Here is an 18,256-nt window from a genome sequence, read left to right as displayed (position 1 = left end):
GATCGTGGGCGCCGGACGGCTGACGCTTAGTTATCGGGTCGAAAGATTAAAACCTGTTTGACGGCAGGAATGCGGTCATGGTTCGCCCTGTTTTTGGTTTTTTCTGGGCTTTTCCTGTGAACGAAAAAGGTCCGCGCCGGTGCAGGCGGCAAGGCGAAACCCTGGTGATCTTTCCCTTTATACGGGAAATCCGGTCCGGTGGAAAGGTTCCGGGGGCTTTCTCTGGGCAATCATGGGACAGACCGCTCATCAGGGGCGGTGTTCTGGGAAATCGGGGGAAATGGGAGGGGCCCGGGCCGGTGATTCGGCCAGAACCTGCCGAATACGAATCAAATTTATGGGAAATGGGTTGATCTCCCTTGAATCTGGCCTTCGTTTTATGGAACAGGAGTGGAACATACCCTGTGGATAAATCTGCGGATGAATTTTTCTGGGAATTCGTGGGAAGTTTTGGCGCGCGATGACGCGACCCTATATATTGTGTTAATCTCTGAAAATCATACTTAATAGGCGGAAAATGGCCGGAATTTCGCCACCAGATTTAGTCTCACCAGCATGTGTAAAACTAAATATCGTGGGTTTGTGGCAAAAAAAATGTAGACGCCCATGATTTCCCGTGGCATCCCTAGTGCATCGGATGAGAACGGGACACGGGGCACCAAACGACCCCAAATAAAAATAAAACCTAGCAGGTTTCATACAGGCACCTCGCTTTCATCAGACCAAAGAGATCCGGCGCGCGGGCGAGCAGACATCCCCCCAGGTGGCGCGCGCAGTCGGACTTCCCCGCCAAGCTGCGGGACGAGGGCGGCGGGTTGATCAGTGGCAGCAGATCAACCCGCCGTTTCCATGTCCGGAGATCACTTCGGACCAGAGGACAGAAAATTCGCGGGGGCGCGACAAGAAGATAAGCGCAAAGCGCGCAGGCAGGAAAACAAGTGGGCCGCAGGTTCAGAGGCGAAAGCCAGCACAAGGTCGATAGCAAGGGGCGGGTATCCATACCGGCCTCTTTTCGGCGTGTGCTGGAGGCCGGCGACCCCAACTGGAAATCCGGCGAGAACCCCGAGCTTGTGATCGTCTATGGCGATGCCAAGCGCAATTTCCTTGAATGCTATACAATGGAAGCCATCGACGAGGTGGACAGCAAGATCGACGCGCTGCCGCGTGGATCGGTTGCCCGTAAGGCGCTGCAACGACTGTTCCATGGTCAGTCCTTTCCCACCACGGTGGATGAAACCGGCCGCCTGGTGCTCCCCGCCAAGCTGCGCAAGAAGATCGACCTGGAGGCGGAGGCGTTCTTTTTCGCCACCGGCGATACCTTCCAGATCTGGAAACCCGAAACCTACGAAGCCGAAGAGGAAGCCTGGGCAACCGACCTGCCTGAGGATTTCGATCCGATGGCCTTCCTGGACGGCGATCAGGAGGCCTGAACCTGATGGCTGCTGCGGCCTCCCCTCAACAGACTGCCCCCCACACTCCCGTTCTGCTGCGCCCCTTGCTGGCTGCCGTCGCACCCGTGTCGGGTGTCTGGCTGGATGGCACCTTCGGGGCAGGCGGCTATACCCGCGGCCTGATAGAGGCGGGGGCATCCCGGGTGATCGCGGTGGACCGCGACCCGCTGGCCTTCGAGATGGCGGCGGAATGGGCCGATGCCTATGGCGAGCGGATCACCATGCAGCAGGGCGTGTTCTCGAAGATGGACACCTATGCGCAGGATCTCGACGGGATCGTGCTCGACCTCGGCGTGTCCTCGATGCAGCTGGACCTGGCCGAACGCGGTTTTTCCTTCATGCGCGACGGGCCGCTGGACATGCGCATGTCGCAGGACGGCCCCTCGGCTGCCGATCTGGTGAACGAGGGCGACGAAGAGCTGATTGCCAACATCCTGTTCCAATATGGCGAGGAACGCGCAAGCCGCCGCATCGCCAAGGCGATTGCGCGTGCACGTGCCGAGGCGCCGATCACCACCACATTGCAACTGGCAAAGTTGATCGAAGGCTGCCTGCCGCGCGCCAAGCCCGGCCAGTCGCATCCGGCGACCCGCAGCTTTCAGGCGATCCGCATTGCGGTCAACGATGAATATGACGAGCTTTTCCAGGGTCTTATGGCAGCGGAGCGCGCCCTGCGGCCCGGCGGTCAACTGGCTGTCGTGACCTTTCACTCGGTCGAGGACCGGATGGTCAAACGATTCCTGACGGCCCGGTCGGGCGGCGGCGGCAACGCCAACCGCTTTGCCCCCGAGGTTGACCGCCCGGAGCCGCAGTTCCGGGTGGAAAAGCGCAAGGCCATCGGGCCGGACGCGCAGGAACTGGACGAAAACCCGCGCAGCCGGTCGGCAAAGCTGCGGGTGGCGATCAGAACGGATGCACCCAGCGGTGCGGTTGATGCGAAATCCATCGGGATGCCGATGGTCAAGGGACAGTAACGATGCGAGCAGTCTTATACGTTCTCACCTCCATGGCGGTCATCGGACTGGCTTTCTGGGCCTACCGCGAGAATTACGCGACCCAGCAGGCGCTGAGCGAGGCTGACAAGCTGCATGCCAATATTCGCGGCGCCTATGCGCGCCTCGCCGTGCTCAAGGCGGAATGGGCCTATCAGAACCGCCCCGAACGGCTGCGCGACCTGGCGGTGCTCAACTTTGACCGGCTGGGGCTTTTGCCGCTGCAACCCGACCAGTTCGGCGCGGTGGACCAGGTGGCCTATCCGCCGGCACCGCTGCTGCCGATCACCGATCCGGTCGATGTCTCGACCATGAATGCACCCGACAGCCAGGAGGACCCGCTATGATCCGCACACCGCTGCGCCCGCTGGCGCGTATTCTGGATGCCCGCCAGCGGGGCGAGAACCCCGACGCCATCGAACGCGAGAACAAGCGCATCCGGCACGAGCAGATGCGCGACCGGTCGCGGCAACGCGCCGAAGGGCGGCTGCTGGTGCTGGGCGTGTTCTTTTTCTGCGCCTTTTCCGTGGTGGGCGCGCGTATGGGGCTTCTGGCAACTTCCGAAGCGGTGGAGCCGCGCGCCCATGCGCCGGGTGCCGTGATCTCGGCCTCGCGGGCGGATATCGTGGACCGCAACGGCAACATTCTGGCGACCAATTTCGAGACCCATGCGCTTTATGCCCAGCCCCGCCATATGGTGGACCCGGCCGCCGCGGCCAAAAAGCTGGTAGGCGTCTTCCCGGACCTGGACGAGGAACTTCTGCTCAAGGATTTCACCGGCAAGCGCAAGTTCCTGTGGATCAAGAAGAAAATCAGCCCCGAACAGATGCAGGCGGTGCATGACATCGGCGATCCGGGCCTGTTGTTCGCACCGCGCGACATGCGTCTTTATCCCAATGGCAAGCTGGCGGCCCATGTGATGGGCGGCGCCAGCTTTGGCAAGGAAGGCGTGCATGCCGCCGAAGTCATCGGTGTTGCGGGCGTCGAGAAATACTTTGACGATTATTTGCGCGACCCTGCCAACGGCAACAAGCCGCTGCAGCTGTCGCTGGACCTGACCGTTCAGGCGGCCGCCGAACAGGTGCTGGCGGGCGGGATGAAACTGTTCAATGCAAAGGGCGCCACATCGGTCCTGATGGACGTGAAGACCGGCGAAGTGGTCAGTGTCGTCTCCTTGCCTAGTTTCGATCCCAACGACCGCCCCCGGCCTGCGACAAAGGGGGATGCCTCGGACAGCCCGCTGTTCAACCGCTCCGTTCAGGGGGTTTACGAACTGGGCTCGGCCTTCAAGATCTTTGCGGCAACACAGGCGATCGAACTGGGGCTGGTCAATGCAGACACCGTGATCGACACCGCCGGGCCGATGAAGGTCGGCGGTTTCAGGATCGGCGAATTCCATGGCAAGAACTACGGCAAGCTGAGCGTGGCGGATATCATCGTTCATTCGTCGAACCGGGGCACCGGGCGGCTCGCCCTGCAGATCGGGGCGGCCAGACAGCAGGAATTCCTCAAGAAGCTGGGTTTCTTCGAGGCGACCCCCTTCGAGATCGTGGAGGCCGCAGGTGGCAAGCCATTGCTGCCGAAACGCTGGACCGAACTGTCATCGGTGACGATTTCCTATGGCCATGGCATGTCCAGCAGCCCGATGCATCTGGCGGCGGGCTATGCGATGCTGGCCAATGGCGGATATCAGGTCAAACCGACGCTGATCAAACAGGAAACCCCCCAGCTCGGGCCGCGCCTGATCTCGGCCAATGCCTCGGCCGATGCGCGCCGGATCCTGCGCAAGGTGGTCACCGACGGCACCGCAAGCTTTGCCGAAGTGCCGGGTTACCAGATCGCGGGCAAGACCGGTACAGCGGACAAACCCAAACCCACGGGCGGATATTACAAGGACAAGGTGATTGCGACATTCGCATCCTTTTTCCCGGCAAATGATCCCAAATATGTGCTGATCGTCACGCTGGACGAAGCGGTCGAAACCTCCGGCGCGAAACCGCGCCGTACCGCGGGCTGGACCGCCGTGCCGGTTGCGGCAGAGATGATCCGCCGGATTGCGCCGCTGCTGGGGCTGCGACCCACTGTTGAACCGCTTGAGGAGGCTGTGGTAACGCTTGCGGGCAACAACTAGCCTCAAGAACCAAGCCGCAAAGGCGCAGCCATGAGCAGCCCCCGAAAAACATCTCTGAACTCCCTTGGCCTGATGGCGGCCAATGGGGCGAATCCGACAATCGAAGACCTGCAGGTGGACAGCCGCAAGGTCGGGCCGGGGTGCCTGTTTGCAGCGATGCCCGGCACCCAGGTCCATGGCGCGCGGTTCATCGGCAAGGCGCTTGGCGACGGTGCCGTGGCGGTTCTGACCGACCCCGAGGGGGCCGCGATGGCAGGTGATGCGATCCGCGCCGCCGGGGCCGCGCTGGTGGTCTCTGACGTCCCCCGCGAGGCGCTGGCGCGCACCGCGGCCCTGTGGTTCGGCGGGCAGCCCAAAACCATGACGGCGGTGACCGGGACCAATGGCAAGACCTCCGTTTCGACCTTTGTGCGCCAGATCTGGATCGAGATGGGCTTTGCTGCCGTGAACCTTGGCACCACCGGTGTGGAGGGGGCCTGGACCGCGCCGCTGGCCCATACCACGCCGGAGCCGATCACCCTGCATCGCACCCTGCGCGCGGCAGCGGACAATGGCATCACCCATGCGGCGATGGAGGCCTCCAGCCACGGGCTGGACCAGCGGCGGCTTGATGGCGTGACCCTGCGCGCCGCGGGCTTTACCAACTTCACCCAGGATCATCTGGATTATCACGAGACCTTTGACGCCTATTTCGACGCCAAGGCGGGGCTGTTTGCCCGCGTGCTGGCAGAGGATGGCACGGCGGTGATCAACACCGACGACCCCCGCGGGGTCGACATGGCCGCCATTGCCCGCGCGCGCGGCTGCGAAGTGCTGACCGTGGGCCGCGACGGCGGCGATCTGCACCTGACGGCGCAGCGCTATGACGCGACCGGGCAGGACCTGCGCTTTGAATGGCAGGGCAAGGCGGTGCAGAAACGGCTGGAACTGATCGGCGGGTTTCAGGCCGACAATGTGCTGCTGGCTGCAGGCCTCGTGATCGCCTGCGGCGGGCAACCGCAGGAGGTTTTTGATACATTGCCGCATCTGACCACGGTACGGGGCCGCATGCAGCTTGCCGCGACCCGGGGCAACGGGGCGGCGGTCTTTGTCGATTATGCCCATACGCCCGATGCCATTGCCACCGCGCTGGCCGCGATGCGCCCGCATGTGATGGGCCGTCTGATTGCCATCGTCGGCGCGGGCGGTGACCGTGACCGGGCCAAAAGGCCCCTGATGGGGGCGGCGGCGATGACCCATGCCGACACGGTGATCGTCACCGACGACAATCCCCGCTCCGAAGATCCCGCAAGCATCCGCGCGGCGGTCCTCGAAGGCGCCCCCGGGGCGATGGAAGTCGGCGACCGGGCCGAGGCGATCCTGCGCGGCATCGACCTGCTGGGACCGGGTGATGCGCTGCTGATCGCGGGCAAAGGCCATGAGACGGGGCAGATCGTGGGGCAGGATGTGCTGCCCTTTGACGATGTGGAACAGGCAAGCGTTGCCGTGGCGGCGCTGGACGGGAGGCTTGCATGACGCTCTGGACGGCAGCGGAGGCCGCGGCAGCCACCGGCGGGCGGGCGCTGGGGGAATGGACCTGTGACGGCGTGTCCATCGACACGAGGACAATAGAAAAGGGCGACCTCTTTGTCGCGCTGAAGGATGTCCGCGACGGCCATGACTTTGTGGCGCAGGCGCTGGAGAGCGGCGCGGGTGCCGCCCTGGTGTCGCGCATCCCCGAAGGCCTGGCCAAGGATGCGCCATTGCTGATTGTCGATGACGTGCTGGCGGGGCTTGAAAAGCTGGGGCAGGCGGCCCGTGCGCGGACCCGGGCCAGGGTGGTCGCGGTGACCGGCAGTGTCGGCAAGACCTCGACCAAGGAAATGCTGCTGGCGATGCTTGGCGACCAGGGCCGGACCCATGCCAGCGTGGCCAGCTACAACAACCACTGGGGGGTGCCGCTGACCCTGGCGCGGATGCCTGCCGACACCGAATTCGCCATCATCGAGATCGGCATGAACCACCCCGGAGAGATCGCCCCGCTGGCGCGGATGGCGCAGGCGGATGTGGCGATGGTCACCACCGTTGCCGCCGCCCATCTGGAGGCCTTCGACGATCTGGCCGGGATCGCCGTTGAAAAGGCCTCGATCTTTGAAGGGGTGAAACCGGGCGGCTGGGCCGTGATCAACGCCGATATCGAACATGCGGCGATCCTGATGGCCAAGGCGGTGGACTGCCGCTTGCGGGAGCTGGAATTCGGCGTGCATGGCCATCACTTCAAACTGCTGGACGTGCATGTGCAGGCGGATACCACCGTGGTCCAGGCCAGCCATGAGGATGTCCCGATCCTGTTCAAGATCGCCACGCCGGGGCGCCATTTCGCGATGAACGGCCTTGGGGCGCTGGCGGTCTGCCATGCGCTGGGGGTCGATATGGCGCTGGCGGCACAATCGCTGGGCCGCTGGCAGCCCTACAAGGGGCGCGGCGTGCGCGAGGTGATCGTGCTCGACCCGATCGAAACCCATCTGACGCTGGCCCTGATCGACGACAGCTACAATGCCAATCCGACCTCGATGGCCGCCGCACTTGAAGTTCTGGCCGCCTCAGAGGTGACCCATGACATCGGCCGGGTCAGCAAGGGGCGGCGGATCGCCTTTCTGGGTGACATGAAGGAACTGGGCCCCGATGCGGTGGCGCTGCACGCGGGCCTTGCCCATCTGCCTGCGACCCAGGCGCTGGATGTGGTGCATTGCATCGGCCCGCTGATGGGATCGCTGCATGACCTGCTGCCCGAACACCAGCGCGGAATCCGGGCCGAAACCTCTGCCGAGGTCCTGCCGGACCTGCGCGGGCTGCTCGATTCCGGGGATGTGGTGCTGGCCAAGGGGTCGCTTTCAATGAAACTGGGGGCGATTGTTGACGCCATCCGCAAAATGGGCCATCCGGTTGAAACCCTGTAACCCGGGGTCATGTGACAAGATGTTGAGTAAGGACGCGTTTGAATGCTCTATTGGTTGACCCTGCTTTCGGATGGCGGTGATTTCTTTAACCTGTTTCGTTACATCACCTTCCGTGCCGGGGGGGCTTTCCTGACCGCGCTGGTGTTCGGCTTTCTCTTCGGGCGGCCGCTGATCGCGGTGCTGCGCCGCAGGCAGGGCAAGGGCCAGCCGATCCGCGACGATGGCCCCGAGGGGCATTTCGTGAAGGCGGGCACGCCGACGATGGGCGGGCTGCTGATCGTGGGGGCGCTGCTGACCTCGACGCTGCTCTGGGCGCGGCTCGACAATGCCTTTGTCTGGCTGGTGCTTTTCGTGACCATGAGCTTTGCCGCCATCGGATTTGCGGATGATTACGCCAAGGTCAGCAAGCAGAACACATCAGGTGTGTCCGGCAAGATACGGTTATTGCTGGGATTTCTGATTTCGGGAATTGCCGGTTTCTGGGCCGCGCAATATCATCCCGAAGCGCTGCAATATCAGCTGGCGCTGCCGGTCTTCAAGGATACGCTGATCAACCTCGGGGTCCTCTTTGTGCCCTTCTCGATCATCGTGATCGTGGGGGCGGCCAATGCGGTGAACCTGACTGACGGTCTGGACGGTCTTGCGATCATGCCGGTGATGATCGCGGCCGGCACGCTGGGGGTCATTGCCTATGCGGTGGGGCGGGTCGATTTCACCGATTATCTGGATGTGCATTACGTGCCCGGCACCGGTGAAATCCTGATCTTTACTGCCGGTCTGTTCGGCGGGGGACTGGGCTTCTTGTGGTACAACGCGCCGCCGGCTGCGGTTTTCATGGGCGATACCGGGTCACTGGCCCTGGGCGGTGCCCTGGGGGCGATTGCGGTGGCGACCAAGCACGAGCTGGTGCTGGCGATTGTCGGCGGGTTGTTCGTGGTGGAGGCGCTGTCGGTGATCATTCAGGTGCTCTACTTCAAGCGCACCGGCAAACGGGTCTTTCTGATGGCGCCGATCCACCATCACTATGAAAAGAAGGGCTGGGCCGAGCCGCAGATCGTGATCCGGTTCTGGATCATCTCGCTGATCCTCGCCATGATCGGTCTGGCGACGCTGAAGGTCCGGTAACCGCGCTGGCGCGCCGCGTGCCGCGGGCGGGGGCGGCGCGCCGGGGCGCGCGCCGGTGGAGGCGCTGCCTCCACACCTCCGGTATATTTGGGGAACAATGAAGCGGGGGCCAACGCGCCCGTCTTGAAGTTGCAGCGCCAATACCCTGCTGCGCGGCGCGCTCTCGGGACATGGCGCTGTCATCTGCCTCAGGGCAAAGGCGCACGCTCTAGAAGATCGACCAGCCCATCCTTGTGGTCAGTTCGGCGAGCGCTTCGGTGCCCCGGTGGGAATTGCCGTAGCGGTTGAGACCGGGGCTCCAGACCGCGATGGCGGCCTGGTGCGGCACGATGGCGAGGATGCCGCCGCCGACGCCGCTTTTGCCCGGAATGCCGACACGGTAGGCGAAGTCGCCCGAGCCGTCGTAATGGCCGCAGGTGAGCATCATCGCGTTCAGCCTGCGGATGCGGCGGGGTGAGACCAGCCGCGGCATGTTTGGCGCGTGAATCAGGAAGCGGCCCGCCATGGCCAGCTGGGCGGTGGTCATCTCGATGGCGCAATGGTGGAAGTAGGTGCCCAGCACCTTGTCGGGGCTGTTGGTCAGATTGTCATGTGCGGCCAGAAAATGCGCAAGCGCGAAGTTGCGGTGGCCATAGGCGGTTTCCGAGGCCGCGACGGTTTCGTTGATGTGGATATCGCCGGATCCGGCGGCGCTGCGCACGAAATGGATGATCTCGGCCAGGGCCTCGCGCGGGGCGCGGTTGCCCAGCACCGCATCGGTGGTGACGATGGCGCCTGCGTTGATGAAGGGATTGCGGGGGCGGCCGTTTTCCTGTTCGAGCTGGACGATGGAGTTGAAGGCCCGGCCCGAGGGCTCGCGGCCCACCCGTGTCCAGAGCTGGTCGCCCGAGCGGCCAAGGGCGATGGCAAGGGTGAAAACCTTGGTGATCGACTGGACGGAGAAAGCCACGCCATGGTCGCCGGCCTGGTGCAGCTGGCCATCGGCGGTGACGACGGAAATCGCGAATTGTGCCGGATCGACCCGGGCCAGCTGCGGAATGTAGCTGGCCACCTGGCCCCAGTCGGCATCGAGGCGGGCCTTTTGGTCAAGCTGGTGCAGGATGGTATCGAGGTTCGGCATTCTGGGCGCTCCGGCTTGTGAAGGGCGCGTATTGCGACCATTCTGCGGGCCAACGGGTAGCAGGGGTGATGCAATGATTCCAGTACGGGGATTGGAAGGTGCGCAGGTGGCGGTGCTGGGGCTGGGCCGGTCGGGCCTGGTGGCGGCACGTGCGCTGGTGGCGGGCGGTGCCCTGCCGCTGTGCTGGGACGACAATCCCGATGCCCGCGCCAGGGCAGAGGCCGAGGGGCTGACCTGTGCCGATCTGAAGAAACCCGGTGCCTTCGATGCCATCGCCCGGCTGATCGTCAGCCCCGGTATTCCGCATCTTTATCCGGCACCGAACCCGGTGGTGGCGGCGGCGCTGGACGCGGGCGTGCCGGTGGACAATGACATCGGCCTGTTCTTTCAAAGCTTTGCCACATCGGACTGGAACGGGTTCGACGTGATGCCGCGGGTGGTGGCGGTGACCGGATCGAACGGGAAATCCACCACCTCGGCGTTGATCCATCACATTCTCGAAGAGGCCGGGCGGCCCTGCCAGCTGGCTGGCAACATCGGCCGCGGGGTGCTGGACCTGGAGCCTGCGGTGGACGGCGAGGTCGTGGTGCTGGAGCTGAGCAGCTACCAGACCGATCTGGCGCGGGCGCTGACGCCGGATGTGGCGGTCTTCACCAATCTCAGCCCCGATCACCTGGACCGGCACCATGGGATGGGCGGCTATTTCGCGGCGAAGCGGCGGCTCTTTGCCGAGGGCGGGCCGGACCGCGCGGTGATCGGCGTGGACGAGGTGGAGGGGCAATACCTGGCCGGGCAGATGACCGAAGGCCGGGCCGATGACCGGGTGATCCGGGTCAGCGTGACGCGCAAGCTGACCGGGCCAGGCTGGCAGGTCTTTGCGCGCAAGGGGTTCCTGTCGGAATACCGCAAGGGCAAGCAGGTGGCTTCCGTGGATCTGCGCGCTGTGGCGGGGCTGCCGGGGGCGCATAATCATCAGAATGCCTGCGCGGCCTATGCCGCCTGCCGGTCGCTGGGGCTGGCGCCACGGGTGATCGAGGCTGCGTTTCACAGCTTTGGCGGCTTGCCGCACCGGTCCCAGACAATCGCGGAGGTGGGCGCCGTGCGCTATGTCAACGACAGCAAGGCGACCAATGTGGATTCCGCCGCCAAGGCGCTTGCGGCTTTCGACAAGATTCGCTGGATTTGCGGCGGGCTTGAGAAGGAAGGCGGGCTGGAAGGGCTGGCCGCTGCCACGGGCGGCGTGCGCAAGGCCTATGTGATCGGGCGCGAGGCTGCCGGATTTGCCATGCAGCTGAACGTGGAGGCAGAGGTCTGTGGCACGATGGAGGTCGCCGTGGCCCGCGCGGTGGCAGAGGCGGAACCGGGGGATGTGGTGCTGCTGGCGCCGGCGGCGGCCAGTTTTGACCAATATGACAGTTTCGAACGCCGGGGCGAGGATTTCGCGGCACGGGTCGCGGCAGCGACAGGCGGCTGATCAACCGGCGATGTCGCGGGCGGCCGCCATGGCGGAGGACCAGGCCCATTGGAAATTGTAGCCGCCCAGCCAGCCGGTGACATCCACCGCTTCGCCAATGAAATAAAGCCCGGGCACCGTCTTGCTCATCATCGAGCGGGAGGAGAGCGCGGCAGTATCGACACCGCCAAGGGTGACTTCGGCGGTGCGGTAACCTTCGGTGCCGCCGGGGGTCAGATGCCAGTTTTGCAAATGCGTCACGAGATTTTGCAAATGTGTGTCTGACCAATCCGCCAGATTGCCGCTCAGGTCCAGCTGGCTGGCCAGGTGTTCGACCAGCCGCGCGGGCAGATGCTGGGCCAGTACCGTGGTCAGGTTCTTGCGGCCCCGTGCCTGACGGCGTGCCTTCAGCTCTTCGAGGATATTTGTTTCAGGGCAAAGGTTTATCGTAATGTCCTCACCCTCTTTCCAATAGGAGGAGGCTTGCAGGACGGCAGGGCCGGAGAGGCCCCGATGGGTGAACAGCAGCGCCTCGTCAAAGCTGGTGCCGCCTGCGGTGACGCGGGCCGGTGTGGCGACGCCGGATATCTCGGCAAAGCGGCCATCGGCAAAGGTGAAGGGCACAAGGCCCGCGCGTGTTTCCGTCACCGGCAGATCGAAGCGGCGCGCGATCTCATAGGCAAGGCCGGTTGCGCCCATTTTCGGGATGGATTTGCCCCCCGAAGCGACGACAAGATTTCTGGCGGTGATCTTTCCAGTATAATCAGGGCCTTGCAGCTCAAAGGTAAAGCCCTCCGGTGACTTTGCAAACTGTGATGCGGTAGTTTGCAAATGCAGCTCAGCCCCGGCCACCCGCATCATCCGGCGCAGCATCGCGACGATATCCTTGGCGGAGGTGTCACAGAACAATTGCCCCAATGTCTTTTCATGCCAGGGGATGCCATGGGCTTCGACCAATGCGATGAAATCCCATTGGGTATAGCGGGCAAGCGCGGATTTCGCGAAATGCGGATTCTGGCTGAGAAAGGCGGAGGGGTCGCAGTGGAGGTTGGTGAAATTGCAGCGGCCACCGCCGGAGATGCGGATCTTTTCGCCCGGTGCCCTGGCGTGATCGACCACAAGCACACGCCCCCCGGCATGTGCCGCGCACATCATGCCGCCCGCACCCGCGCCAATGATTGCCGTATCCACTTTCATGCCAGCGGCTTGCCCGGTTCGGAGCGGGGGGTCAAGTTGGTGTGATGCCCCTTGTGCCGCCGCTTTGCCCGCCGTCATTGCACGGCGTGCCGGTGGCGCGCAGCGGAAATTGACTGGCGTGATCCGCAAAATGGCGTTATGCTGACAGTTAGACCCCAGAAAATGGGGCGTTCGAGGCAGTTTAAGGCAGTGTATCCATGACAGAGATGGTCTATGGCGCGGTTCCCGTTCGGGAAGGCGAGCCAATTCTTCCAAAATGGTGGCGCACGGTGGATCGCTGGGCCTTGTCCTGCGTGCTGATGCTGTTCGCGGTCGGCATGTTGCTGGGGCTGGCCGCATCGCCGCCGCTGGCTGCCAAGAACGGGTTTGACCCGTTCCACTATGTCCAGAGGCAGGCTTTCTTTGGCGGGCTTGCGATCTTTGCGATGGTGCTGACCTCGATGATGTCGCCTGTGGTGGTGCGCCGCCTGGCGGTGCTGGGCTTTATCGGCGCCTTTATCGCCCTGGCGCTGCTGCCGTTTTTCGGCACCGACTTTGGCAAGGGGGCGACCCGCTGGTATTCGCTGGGATTTGCCAGTGTGCAGCCTTCGGAATTTCTCAAGCCCGGATTTATCGTGGCAACCGCCTGGCTTCTGGCCGCGAGCCTTGAGATCAATGGCCCGCCGGGCAAGGCCTGGTCCTTTGCCCTGTGCATGTCGATCGTGCTGATGCTGGCATTGCAGCCCGACTTCGGTCAGGCCTGTCTGGTGCTGTTCGGCTGGGGCGTGATGTATTTTGTCGCCGGGGCGCCGATGCTGCTGCTGGTGGGCATGGCCGCGATGGTGGTGATCGCGGGCAGTTTCGCCTATTCCAGTTCGGAACACTTCGCGCGCCGGATCGATGGCTTTCTCAGCCCCGATGTCGATCCGACCACGCAGTTGGGCTATGCCACCAATGCGATCCGCGAGGGCGGTCTTTTTGGTGTCGGCGTGGGCGAGGGCGAAGTGAAATGGTCGCTGCCCGATGCCCATACCGATTTCATCATTGCCGTCGCGGCAGAGGAATACGGGCTGGTTCTGGTGCTCTGCATCATCGCGCTTTACACCGTGATCGTGGTCCGGTCGCTGCTGCGTCTGGTGCGTGAACGGGACCCTTTCACGCGGCTTGCGGGCACCGGGCTTGCCTGTATCTTTGGCGTGCAGGCCATGATAAACATGGGCGTCGCCGTGCGGCTGCTGCCGGCCAAGGGGATGACCCTGCCTTTTGTCAGCTACGGGGGGTCTTCGGTGATCGCTTCGGGCATCGCGGTGGGGATGTTGCTGGCCTTCACGCGCAGCAGGCCGCAGGGCGAGATTTCTGACATTCTTGGCCGGGGCCGCGCCCGCTGAAGGCGCGCCCGGACGGAGGACACCATGACCGCACCCTTGTTGATCATCGCAGCCGGAGGCACCGGGGGCCACATGTTCCCCGCGCAGGCCCTGGCCGAGGTGATGCTGACGCGCGGCTGGCGGGTGCGCCTGTCCACCGACGCACGCGGCGCGCGCTATACCGGCGGGTTCCCGGCAGAGGTCGAAATCAGCCAGGTCAGTTCCGCCACCTTTGCGCGGGGCGGCGTGCTGGCCAAGGCGATGGTGCCGCTGCGCATCGGTGCGGGGGCGCTGGGGGCTGCCCTGCGGATGATGCGCGACCGGCCGGCCGTGGTTGTGGGATTTGGCGGATATCCGTCGATCCCGGCGCTGTCGGCGGCAACCCTGTTGCGGGTGCCGCGCATGATCCATGAACAGAACGGCGTGCTGGGCCGGGTCAACACGATCTTTGCCAAACGGGTCGATGCCATGGCCTGCGGCACCTGGCCGACGGAGTTGCCCGAGGGGGTGGAAGCTGTGCATGTGGGCAACCCGGTGCGCGCCGCGGTACTCGACCGGGCAGGCGCGGGCTATATCCCCCCCGGTGACTATCCGATGGAAATTCTGGTGATGGGCGGCTCGCAGGGTGCACGCATCCTGAGCGATGTGGTGCCCGCCGCGCTGGCCGCACTGCCGCTTGCCATGCTCAAGAACATCCGCGTCAGCCATCAGGCCCGCGACGAGGACGGCCAGCGGGTTGCCGATTACTACGCCGAGAACGCTATTGACGCGGACGTGCAGCCCTTCTTTGAAGATGTGCCGCGCCGGATGTCCGAGGCGCAGCTGGTCATCAGCCGGTCGGGGGCCTCTTCGGTCGCGGATATCTCGGTGATCGGGCGACCCTCGATCCTGATCCCCTTTGCCGCCGCGACAGGTGACCACCAGACCGCCAATGCGCGCGGGCTGGTCGAGGCGGGGGCCGCGATCATGGTTCCCGAAAGCAGGCTCAGCCCCGAGGCGCTGGCCGAACAGATACAAAGCATTCTCGAACAGCCCGACGCCGCATTGCAGATGTCGCGGGCGGCCCATTCGGTGGGCAAGCCCGAAGCGGCGCAAGCCCTGGCGCAGATGGTCGAGACCCTGGCCCAGGAAGGAAAACGAAAATGAACGCAGCAGCGGCCACCAAACTGCCCACCGATGTGGGCCCGATCCATTTTGTCGGCATTGGCGGCATCGGCATGTCGGGCATTGCCGAGGTGCTGATCAACCACGGCTACCGGGTGCAGGGCTCCGACCTGAAGACGACCAAGATCACCGACCGGCTGGCTGAGCTGGGGGCGGTGATTTTCGAGGGGCAAAAGGCCGAGAACATCGAAAATGCCGAGGTGGTGGTCATCTCTTCGGCGATCAAGCCCGGCAACCCCGAGCTGGACGCGGCGCGGCTGGCGGGCCTGCCCATCGTGCGCCGGGCAGAGATGCTGGCAGAGCTGATGCGGCTGAAATCCAACATCGCGGTCGCGGGCACCCATGGCAAGACGACGACAACCACCATGGTTGCGGAACTGCTGGTCAAGGGCGGCATCGACCCCACGGTGGTCAATGGCGGGATCATCCATGCCTATGGATCGAATGCGCGCATGGGGCAGGGCGAATGGATGGTGGTGGAGGCCGACGAAAGCGACGGCACCTTCAACCGCCTGCCTGCAACCATTGCCATCGTCACCAACATCGACCCCGAGCATATGGAGCATTGGGGCGATTTCGACAGGCTGCGGCAGGGTTTCCTTGATTTCGTGTCCAACATTCCCTTCTACGGTCTGGCGGTCTGCTGCACCGATCATCCCGAGGTGCAGGCGCTGGTGGGCAAGATCACCGACCGCCGCGTTGTCACCTATGGGTTCAACGCCCAGGCCGATGTGCGCGCGCGGAACCTGACCTACAAGGGCGGCGTGGCGCATTTCGACATTCACCTGCAGGCCGAAGGGGCGGTGATCGAAGGCTGCGAACTGCCGATGCCGGGGGATCACAACGTCTCCAACGCGCTGAGTGCCGTTGCGGTGGCGCGCCATCTGGGCATGAAGCGCGACGAGATCCGCGCGGCGCTGAAAAGTTTTGGCGGGGTCAACCGGCGCTTTACCAAGGTGGGCGAAGTGGACGGGGTCACCATCATCGACGACTATGGCCACCATCCGGTCGAGATTGCCGCGGTGCTGAAAGCCGCGCGTCAGGCGACGGAGGGCCGGGTGATCGCCGTGCACCAGCCGCACCGCTACACCCGTCTGCACCACCATTTCGAGGAATTCTGCGCCTGTTTCAATGATGCCGATGTGGTGGGCATTGCCGAGGTCTATGCCGCAGGCGAAGACCCGATCGAGGGCGCGGACCGGGACGGTCTGGTGGCGGGGCTGATCCGCCATGGCCATCGCCACGCCCGTGCGGTCCAGAACGAGGAAGATCTGATGCGCCTGGTGCGCGAACAGGCCGGACCGGGCGACATGGTGGTTTGTCTCGGGGCAGGGACAATCAGCGCCTGGGCCAATGCGCTGCCGGATAAACTACGCGCTCTCAAGGGGGCCGCCGCCTGACGGCGGGCCTCTTGGCCATAATTCTGCCGCTTGCCTGTGATCCAACACCGCGGCCCGGCTGATCAAAGAGCCCCGGAAAGGGGCGGCGACGAGACGAAGAAGGAGCAGCAGCTATGACATTATTGTGGATTTCCGTTCTATGGGTGCTGGCATCAGCGGCGGTGGCAATGCTGCCGATGCGCCGGCAATATGTGCCGGGGGTGGCCCTGCTGCTGTCGGCACCGGTGCTGATCATCGCGATTGCGCTTCATGTCGGCTGGTTCATGGCGCTTCTGGCCATCGCCGCCTTCGTGTCGATGTACCGCAACCCCCTGCGCTACCTGATCGCCCGGCTGCGCGGTCAGAGCTTTGAGGTCCCGCAGTGAGCCCATCGCTCATCCTGGCCTGTCTCTGGGCGCTTTCGGCAAATGTCATCGCGATGACACCCAGCAAGGACTACCATTGGCGCAACGCCTATATCCTGATTGCCATCGGTATTCCGATTCTGGGCTATGTCACGATGCAGCATGGGCCCTGGATCGGCCTGCTGGTGCTGGCGGGCGGCTGTTCGGTGCTGCGCTGGCCGGTGATCTACCTGATGCGCTGGCTGCGCCGGGGCGCGGGCCGGGTTGAAATCAAGGGGCCTGCGGAATGAGCCCGACCATCATGGCGCTGATCGCGGTGCTTGCCGTCTGGATGCTGGCCTGTGCCTTACAGGGATACCGCGCGCGGTTCCTGGGCTTTCTGGGCGTGCTGATCATGGGCATGGCACTGAACATGCTGTGGATGGCCCTGCATCTGAATGCCACCCCGCTTGAGGGCAATGCGCTGATGGCGCAGGCGGCGCTGGTGCTCTACGGGCTTTGCGCCTTCGGTTTCGGCTGGCTGGCCGGTCGCCTGGTGCGGCAGTTCCGGGCCAGCCGGGTGGATGACCAGACGCGCTGAGCCGCCGTGCGCGCGCCACGGTTTGACGGCTCCGGCCTTTGCGGCTAATCGGGCGGTATGAACAAGATTTCCTTTCCGGCCGTGCGCGGCAAGCTGACGGCGCGACGCCCGCTGAATGATCTGACCTGGCTGCGTGTCGGTGGCCCGGCGGATTACCTGTTCCAGCCCGCCGATCCGGAGGACCTGAGCGGTTTTCTGCGCGATTTGTCCGATGAGGTGGCGGTTTTCCCCATGGGGGTCGGCTCCAACCTGATCGTGCGCGACGGCGGGTTGCGCGCCGTGGTGATCCGGCTGGGGCGCGGCTTCAACGGGATAGAGATTGACGGGGATCATGTCATCGCCGGGGCCGCGGCGCTGGATGCCCATGTGGCACGCAAGGCGGCGGATGCCGGTCTGGACCTGACATTCCTGCGCACGATCCCGGGCAGCATCGGCGGTGCGGTGCGCATGAACGCCGGTTGTTACGGCAGCTATACGGCGGATCACTTCGTCAGTGCGCAGGTGGTCACCCGTGCGGGAGAGATCGTGACCCTGACCGCCGGGGACCTGAATTTCCGCTATCGCCAGAGTGACTTGCCCGATGGCGCAGTGATTGTCAGCGCGGTATTCGCCCCGCCAAAAGGCGACCCGGAGGCGCTGCATGCGCGGATGGCCGCGCAACTGGCCAGGCGCGATGAAACCCAGCCGACCAAGGACCGTTCCGCAGGCAGTACCTTTCGCAATCCGGCAGGGTTTTCCAGCACCGGGCAGGCCGATGACGTGCATGATCTGAAAGCCTGGAAGGTGATCGACGAGGCCGGGATGCGCGGCGCGCGCCTGGGCGGGGCACAGATGAGCCCGAAACACCCGAACTTTCTGATCAATGCGGAGAACGCAACCGCGGCTGACCTGGAAAACCTTGGTGAGCAGGTGCGAAAAAAGGTTTACGATTCAAGCGGGATCACGCTAGAATGGGAAATCATGCGGATCGGCGAATTTCAAGGCGCGCCGGACGCAGAGGCATAAGCCGAAAAC

17 protein-coding genes are annotated in these 18,256 nt (G+C 64.1%); 15 read left to right on the top strand and 2 right to left on the bottom strand.

The features are described from left to right. The first annotated feature begins 938 nt into the window (after window positions 1-938). Genes mraZ through mraY form a run of 7 tightly spaced genes read left to right on the top strand, consistent with a single transcriptional unit; the run spans window position 939 to window position 8,638 of the window. On the top strand, window positions 939-1,430 hold the full coding sequence (gene mraZ, locus O4H53_RS10830; protein ID WP_269363708.1) for a division/cell wall cluster transcriptional repressor MraZ: 492 nt from the start codon (window positions 939-941) through the stop codon (window positions 1,428-1,430). A gap of 5 nt (window positions 1,431-1,435) precedes the next feature. Beyond that, on the top strand, window positions 1,436-2,425 hold the full coding sequence (gene rsmH, locus O4H53_RS10825) for a 16S rRNA (cytosine(1402)-N(4))-methyltransferase RsmH (protein ID WP_269363706.1): 990 nt from the start codon (window positions 1,436-1,438) through the stop codon (window positions 2,423-2,425). 2 nt (window positions 2,426-2,427) lie between these two features. Continuing rightward, window positions 2,428-2,790, top strand: a complete 363-nt coding sequence (gene ftsL, locus O4H53_RS10820; protein ID WP_114276583.1) for a cell division protein FtsL — start codon at window positions 2,428-2,430, stop codon at window positions 2,788-2,790. Next, entirely contained in the window at window positions 2,787-4,574 is a 1,788-nt protein-coding gene (locus tag O4H53_RS10815; protein ID WP_269363704.1) for a peptidoglycan D,D-transpeptidase FtsI family protein, read from the top strand. Before ftsL ends, O4H53_RS10815 begins: the two co-directional genes overlap by 4 nt. 30 nt (window positions 4,575-4,604) lie before the next feature. Continuing rightward, a complete protein-coding gene (locus O4H53_RS10810) occupies window positions 4,605-6,089 on the top strand; it encodes a UDP-N-acetylmuramoyl-L-alanyl-D-glutamate--2,6-diaminopimelate ligase (RefSeq protein ID WP_269363702.1) in 1,485 nt (494 codons plus the stop codon). Continuing rightward, on the top strand, window positions 6,086-7,513 hold the full coding sequence (locus tag O4H53_RS10805) for a UDP-N-acetylmuramoyl-tripeptide--D-alanyl-D-alanine ligase (RefSeq protein WP_269363700.1): 1,428 nt from the start codon (window positions 6,086-6,088) through the stop codon (window positions 7,511-7,513). The genes O4H53_RS10810 and O4H53_RS10805 overlap by 4 nt, the downstream gene beginning before the upstream one ends. A 42-nt stretch (window positions 7,514-7,555) precedes the next feature. After that, complete coding sequence (gene mraY / locus O4H53_RS10800; RefSeq protein ID WP_269363699.1) at window positions 7,556-8,638, top strand: phospho-N-acetylmuramoyl-pentapeptide-transferase; 1,083 nt, start codon at window positions 7,556-7,558, stop codon at window positions 8,636-8,638. Window positions 8,639-8,846: 208 nt separating this feature from the next. Here the strand turns inward: mraY and O4H53_RS10795 are convergent, their stop codons facing one another. Next, a complete protein-coding gene (locus O4H53_RS10795) occupies window positions 8,847-9,758 on the bottom strand; it encodes a glutaminase (protein WP_114276578.1) in 912 nt (303 codons plus the stop codon). 73 nt (window positions 9,759-9,831) lie between these two features. Between O4H53_RS10795 and murD the strand changes: the two genes are divergently transcribed. Then, window positions 9,832-11,232, top strand: a complete 1,401-nt coding sequence (gene murD / locus O4H53_RS10790; RefSeq protein ID WP_269363696.1) for a UDP-N-acetylmuramoyl-L-alanine--D-glutamate ligase — start codon at window positions 9,832-9,834, stop codon at window positions 11,230-11,232. Here murD and O4H53_RS10785 read toward each other — a convergent pair whose 3' ends face one another. Beyond that, the gene (locus O4H53_RS10785) at window positions 11,233-12,408 is read right to left on the bottom strand and encodes an NAD(P)/FAD-dependent oxidoreductase (RefSeq protein WP_269363694.1); all 1,176 of its coding nucleotides are present in this window, start codon (window positions 12,406-12,408) and stop codon (window positions 11,233-11,235) included. It abuts the gene before it with no gap. Between the two features lie 197 nt (window positions 12,409-12,605). Between O4H53_RS10785 and ftsW the strand changes: the two genes are divergently transcribed. The 7 genes from ftsW (at window position 12,606) to murB (ending at window position 18,247) form a co-directional block, all read left to right on the top strand. Continuing rightward, entirely contained in the window at window positions 12,606-13,775 is a 1,170-nt protein-coding gene (gene ftsW / locus O4H53_RS10780) for a putative lipid II flippase FtsW (protein ID WP_269363692.1), read from the top strand. A gap of 24 nt (window positions 13,776-13,799) precedes the next feature. Then, window positions 13,800-14,900, top strand: a complete 1,101-nt coding sequence (murG, locus tag O4H53_RS10775) for an undecaprenyldiphospho-muramoylpentapeptide beta-N-acetylglucosaminyltransferase (RefSeq protein ID WP_269363690.1) — start codon at window positions 13,800-13,802, stop codon at window positions 14,898-14,900. After that, complete coding sequence (gene murC / locus O4H53_RS10770) at window positions 14,897-16,318, top strand: UDP-N-acetylmuramate--L-alanine ligase (protein WP_269363689.1); 1,422 nt, start codon at window positions 14,897-14,899, stop codon at window positions 16,316-16,318. The genes murG and murC overlap by 4 nt, the downstream gene beginning before the upstream one ends. Before the next feature lie 113 nt (window positions 16,319-16,431). After that, the gene (locus tag O4H53_RS10765) at window positions 16,432-16,683 is read left to right on the top strand and encodes a DUF2484 family protein (RefSeq protein WP_269363688.1); all 252 of its coding nucleotides are present in this window, start codon (window positions 16,432-16,434) and stop codon (window positions 16,681-16,683) included. Then, on the top strand, window positions 16,680-16,952 hold the full coding sequence (locus O4H53_RS10760; protein ID WP_269363687.1) for a DUF2484 family protein: 273 nt from the start codon (window positions 16,680-16,682) through the stop codon (window positions 16,950-16,952). The genes O4H53_RS10765 and O4H53_RS10760 overlap by 4 nt, the downstream gene beginning before the upstream one ends. Beyond that, window positions 16,949-17,242: a hypothetical protein gene (locus O4H53_RS10755; RefSeq protein WP_269363685.1), complete on the top strand. Its 294-nt coding sequence runs from the start codon at window positions 16,949-16,951 to the stop codon at window positions 17,240-17,242. Before O4H53_RS10760 ends, O4H53_RS10755 begins: the two co-directional genes overlap by 4 nt. A 57-nt stretch (window positions 17,243-17,299) precedes the next feature. Next, on the top strand, window positions 17,300-18,247 hold the full coding sequence (gene murB / locus O4H53_RS10750; protein ID WP_269363683.1) for a UDP-N-acetylmuramate dehydrogenase: 948 nt from the start codon (window positions 17,300-17,302) through the stop codon (window positions 18,245-18,247). Window positions 18,248-18,256 lie beyond the last annotated feature (9 nt).

Source organism: Sulfitobacter sp. G21635-S1 (genome assembly GCF_027213915.1).
Lineage (GTDB): Bacteria > Pseudomonadota > Alphaproteobacteria > Rhodobacterales > Rhodobacteraceae > Sulfitobacter.
Note: the sequence above shows the minus strand (reverse complement) of the source record. Positions and strands in the feature narration are given on the sequence as shown.